General features: G+C 72.5%; 3 protein-coding genes and 1 pseudogene. 3 read left to right on the forward strand and 1 reads right to left on the reverse strand.

Annotated features, from left to right (window positions below; all coding sequences use genetic code 11):
• A pseudogene (locus tag JHN63_RS48045) lies at window positions 1-1,356 on the reverse strand (IucA/IucC family protein); the annotation flags it as partial.
• 121 nt (window positions 1,357-1,477) lie between these two features.
• On the opposite strand from JHN63_RS48045, the gene JHN63_RS48050 reads away from it, so the two are divergent.
• From JHN63_RS48050 to JHN63_RS48060, 3 genes are read left to right on the forward strand one after another with little or no spacing between them, the layout of a single operon-like run.
• Window positions 1,478-2,992: an IucA/IucC family protein gene (locus JHN63_RS48050; protein WP_200691449.1), complete on the forward strand. Its 1,515-nt coding sequence runs from the start codon at window positions 1,478-1,480 to the stop codon at window positions 2,990-2,992.
• 9 nt (window positions 2,993-3,001) lie between these two features.
• Complete coding sequence (locus JHN63_RS48055) at window positions 3,002-4,267, forward strand: VWA domain-containing protein (RefSeq protein WP_200691447.1); 1,266 nt, start codon at window positions 3,002-3,004, stop codon at window positions 4,265-4,267.
• Window positions 4,267-5,085, forward strand: coding sequence for a hypothetical protein (locus JHN63_RS48060; protein WP_200691448.1), 819 nt, complete (start codon window positions 4,267-4,269; stop codon window positions 5,083-5,085). The genes JHN63_RS48055 and JHN63_RS48060 overlap by 1 nt, the downstream gene beginning before the upstream one ends.
• Window positions 5,086-5,256 lie beyond the last annotated feature (171 nt).

Below are 5,256 nucleotides of genomic sequence, written 5' to 3' on the forward strand. Positions count from 1 at the left end.
CGGACGGCGGGCCAGGGGTCCAGCGAAGGGTGACGCTCGGCAAGCACCCCCGCGACCTCGACGAGATGGTTGACGACCAGGCAGTACACCAACCGCTCCCACCCGGCGGCCCGGTCCACGTCCGTCAGCAGCTTCACGCCCTCCGCGTCCCGGTACAGCGCCTGCACGGGCGTTCCGGCCGCGTCGACGGCGACCAGCGTGTTCTGCAGATGCGCTTCGAGTACGACGCCGTGGTCCGCGAACGCGGTGAGCGCGGGCGGCGTGACCGCGCGCAGATACGCCTCCCACCAGGCCCCGGGGTCGGTCGCGGCGGAGAGCGGGTCGCCCTCGAAGCTCTCGACCAACCCCGCCGCGNGCACCTTCCTCGAAGGCGAAGTCCGCGGTGCGGTAGCCACGGTCGCTCAGCCAGGCGGCCGGGCCGCCCAGCGCGGCGAAGGCGTCCCGGACGGCCGTGTCGGTGCGCCGGAGTTTCAGGAGGTCGTGGCGCCACAGTCGACGGATGTCGTTGGTGATCCGCACGTCCAGACTGAACTTGAGGAACAGATCGCCCCCGCGCGCCCCCGACCCGTCGTCCCCGCGCGCCCCGGACCCGTCGTCCCCAGGGAAGTACACGGTGGGCAGGTACACGGTCCGGATCGCGGCCGTCGGCCACACCGGAGTCCCGGTCGTACCGAGCCGGATCAGCCGCCCGTCCGCGAAGGCCTCCGCGAGCCCGGTGCCGACGAGGTCCAGCTGCCACGGGTGGACGGGCAACAGCCGGTAGCCGGGCGGGACTTCGCCGAGCGCGTCCAGCGCCGAGACATCGCCCTCCTCCACGACCGCGTCCTCGCGCAGCCCGAGCAGCACCAGCGGGAAACGGGCGTACGCCTCCGGGGCGTAGGGCAGCCAGCCCGCGACGGGGCCGCCGCCGCGGGCCTTGGGCGCGGGATGGTAGGGATGGCCGGTGATCAAGGACTGTTCGGAGCGGAGATACGGATCGTCGGGCGCCGTCGCATGCTCGCGCGCGGTGAGCAGCGCGGCGACCGCGTCGCGGCTGTCGGTCATCTCGGCGGGCAGTTCGTGGTTGGAGACGCCGGTGTCCCGGGTCAGTTCCTCGGCGACGAGTTTCACGAGTTCGGCATGGTCGACGGCCCGCCAGTCGCCGTCCGTGTACACCTCGGGTTCGGCGGGCCGTCGCTCGCCGCGCACCCGCAGCAGCCGGCCGCTCCCCGGCAGCCGGTACACGTGCCGCTCCCCCGGGTCCGGGAGCGGCCGGGCCACCTCCCGCAGCAGACAGTTGAGCAGGGGCGCTGCCGCGTACGCGTCGGCGCGCTCCGCCACGTCGTCGCCCGGAGGTGTGAAGTCGACGCGATCCATTCGTTCCCTAAGTCCGTGTCCTGCGATCGCGATCAGTATGTCTGTCGTCGCGCAGTGTCCCGCCGCCCTGTCTCTCGTCGTCACCGACCATGACGCCCCGTCCGCACCCGAGGAGTCGACCGTGGACCGTCCCCCGCTTCCCGAGGCCGAGGTCGCCGAGGAACTCGCCGCCGTACGCCCCGACCTGGTGCAACGGTATGCGGCCGAGCTGCCCGGCGCCCGTGCGGCGGTGCTCACCCGGCTGTGGCGGGCGCTCGCCCATGAGCCGCTGCCGTGGATCACCGGCCGCACCCCGGGCCTGTTCCTACGGCTCTCCGGCGGTCGGACGCTGCACGGCCCGCCCGCGGATCCGTACGCGACGGACGCCTACGTCACCGTCGTCCACCTCGACGGCGTGGCCTACGACGATCCGGCGCGCCTGATGACCGACCTCGCCGTGCCGCACGGGACCGCCTTCGCGGCCGAACTCGGGCACAGCGTCGCCTCGTTGGCGCTGTCACGGGCCAACCAGCCCCCAGCCTCGGAGGGTTGGCCGGCGCACGACTGGGAGTGGGAGCAGCGGATCGTCGACGGGCATCCCTTCCACCCCAACTGCCGCTCCCGGCCCGGGTTCTCGGTGGCCGAGCAGCTCGCGTACGGCCCCGAGCACCGGCCTGTGGTGGCCCTGGGGTCGGTGCCGGTCGGGACGGACGAGTGTCTGCTGACCGGCGAGTGGCCGGACGAACTGCGGGACGCGGGACGGCTGTTGATCCCGGTGCACCCGTGGCAGGCGGCGCATGCGCTGAAGCGGACCGGGGAGGCTCCGGTCGACGCGCATCCGCTGATGTCCCTGCGGACCCTCGCCCTGTCGGACGGGCCGCACGTCAAGACCGCGCTCAGCGCCCGCCTGACGTCATCGGTGCGGGACATCTCGGTCTACTCGATCGGCCTGTCGGCGACGCTGTCGGCGTTCGGGGAGACCCTGGCGGCCCGCTCGGACGGCCTGTTGCACGTCACCCGCACGCTGGGCGCGGCGACGGCCGACTCCCCCGACCTCGCGGCCGTGCTGCGCGAGTCGCCGCAGACGTACGCGGACACGGACGCGGGTGAGCGGGTCCTGCCGGTGGCCGCCCTCGCGGTCACCGACCTGCCCCGATCGCCGGGGTGGCTGGCCGAGTTCACACGTCTCGCCCTCGTCGTCGGTCTGCGGCTGCTGGAGTCCGGTGTGGCCCTTGAGGCACACGGTCAGAACCTGCTGGTGGTGCTCGACCGGACGGGTGCCCCCCTGCGCCTGGTCTACCGCGATCTCGCCGACATCCGCGTCAGCCCCAAGCGCCTTGCCGAGCAGGGGATTCCGGTGCCGGAGCTGACCGGACGCATCGTCACCGACGACGAAGTCACCCTGCGCCGCAAGCTGTTCGGCTCGCTCGTCGCGGGAGCGCTCGCGGGCACGGCGGGTTCCGGTACGGCGCTCAGGGCGGCGCTGGCGGCCGTCGTACCGGATCTGCCGCGGACGCCCGATCTGCGCATGCTGCTCGAACAGCCGTTGCCGACCAAGGCGTTGACGTTGATGCGGCTGTCGCCGGAGCTGCCAGGGGACCAGTGGACCGCGCTGCCCAACCCGCTCGTTTTGGAGCCCGGTCCCTCTGATCAATAGGATCCGGCGATGATCACAAGACAACGGCTGGCGGCGGGGATCTGTGCCCTGCTCGCCACCCTCACGGCCGGGGTCGCCTTCCCTGCCGGAGCGGTCGCCGACGAGACGGACTCCACGGCCTCCCCCAAGGTCGAACTCGTGCTGGACGTCAGCGGATCCATGAGCGCCAAGGACATGGACGGCGGCTCACGGATGGCGGCGGCGAAGCAGGCGTTCAACGAGGTGCTCGACGCGACACCCGAGGAAGTGCAGCTCGGCATCCGCACCTTGGGCGCCAACTACCACGGCAACGACCGCAAGACGGGCTGCAAGGACACCGCGCAGCTCTATCCGGTGGGCACCCTGAACCGCACCGAGGCCAAGACCGCGGTGGCGACGCTCCAGCCCACCGGCTGGACGCCGATCGGGCCCGCGCTGCTGAAGGCCGCGGACGACCTGGACGGCGGTGACGGCACCCGCCGTATCGTCCTGATCAGCGACGGCGAGGACACCTGCCAGCCGCTGGACCCGTGCGAGGTGGCCCGCGAGATCGCGGCCAAGGGCATCGGCCTGACCATCGACACCCTGGGTCTGGTGCCGGACGCCAAGACCCGCGACCAGCTCAGCTGCATCGCGGACGCGACCGGCGGCACGTACACGTCCGTGGAGCACAAGGAAGAACTCTCCGACCGCGTGGGCCAGTTGGTGGACCGCGCGGCCGACCCGGTGGTGACCCCGGTCGCCACCGAGGGCACCGCCCAGTGCTCCAGCGCCCCGAGCCTCAAGTCCGGGCTCTACACGGATCGCGAGGAGTTCGGCAAGCAGCGTTTCTACCGCGTGGACGTGGACCCGGGCCAGGAGTTGCGCGCCTCGGTGAGCGTGGGCGCGGACCGTGAAGTGAACCCGGACTACGGGGTGTTGCTGCGGGCGGTCACCGTGCACGGCCGCGAGATCGTGCGCGGCGAGGGCACGGGCGACGGCCGTACGGACGTCATCTCCACCGGCCTGCGCTACCCGAAGGCCGAGAGCGACGACGACAACGCCCCGGCGGAGACCGTGTGTCTCCAGGTCACCAACTCCTTCTCGGCGGCCTCCGGGGTGAAGACCACCCCCGGTCTGCCCCTCGAACTGACCGTGGACGTCGTGGACGCGCCCAGCACGTCGAGCGACGTGGCCTCCTTCGGCCTCGGCCGCGGCTGGTGGCTGCTCGGCGCGCTCGTGCTGACCGGCTTCGTGGCGGGTCTCCTCTGGGGCTGGCTGTCCCGCTGGCGTCTCGCGGTCTGGAGGACCAACTGATGCGGATCACACGTGTGTTGAGCACGGCCCTGCTGATGGCGGGGCTGGCGGCGGGACCCGCGGTGGCGGACTCCTCACCGTCCGCGAGCGCCTCTGCCTCCTCCTCCGACGACGGCTCGGCCCCCACCCAGGCCGGCACCTCCTTCCGTACGGCCACGGAACTCGACCAGGGGCAGACGGGCACCGCGAGCGGCTCCACGGGTGACTACCTGTACTGGTCGTTCGCCGCGGACGCCGGTCAACGCCCCACCGTCAAGGCGACGGTGAAGCTCCCGGACACGCACGCCGGGCAGACCTGGCAGCTCGACGTGTACGACGGGCTGCGGCGCCGCCAGGCCTGCCAGTACGGGGCCGCGACGCGCACCGCGGCGCAGGGGACCGCCTCCCTGGACCTGGCGTGCACGCTGCGTACGGTCCGCGCCTGGTCGGAGCAGTGGGCCAATGACCCGTTGCCGGGGACGTACTACGTCCGGCTGACGGTCGTGGACCTCCAGTCCTCGGACCTGGGCCAGCCGGTGAGCACCGAACTGCGGGTGGACTCCAAGGACATCGGCGGTTCGGCGGCGGTGGACGGCTCGCTGGCGGAGCCGCTGACGCCGGGGATCGCGGTCAAGTCGGCCTCGGAGGACGACAGTTCGTCGACCACTTCGGCGGCACTGTCGAGCATCGAGCCGGACGGTGGCTGGTCGTCGGGGTGGTGGTCCGACCGGTGGGTGTGGACCGGCATCGGCGGTGTACTGGCCGCGCTCGCGGGCATCGGCGGCTACGCGCTGACGCGCGGGTCGGGACGGCCGCGCCGGGTACCACCGGCCATGTGACGTCTCATCAGAAGGCCCGCCCCCGGCGGGCCTTCTGTCATAGGGAGCCCCGTCTCAGGCCTCCCGCAGCGCCTTCGCGAGCGTGCCGTCGCCGCTCACCTCGATGCGTCCGGAGCGCACTCCGTCGGCGAGGCTCAACTCGCCCTGGGCGACGGCACGCTCGCGAAGGCG

Origin of the sequence: Streptomyces sp. MBT65 (assembly GCF_016612545.1) — a bacterium.
Classification (GTDB): domain Bacteria; phylum Actinomycetota; class Actinomycetes; order Streptomycetales; family Streptomycetaceae; genus Streptomyces.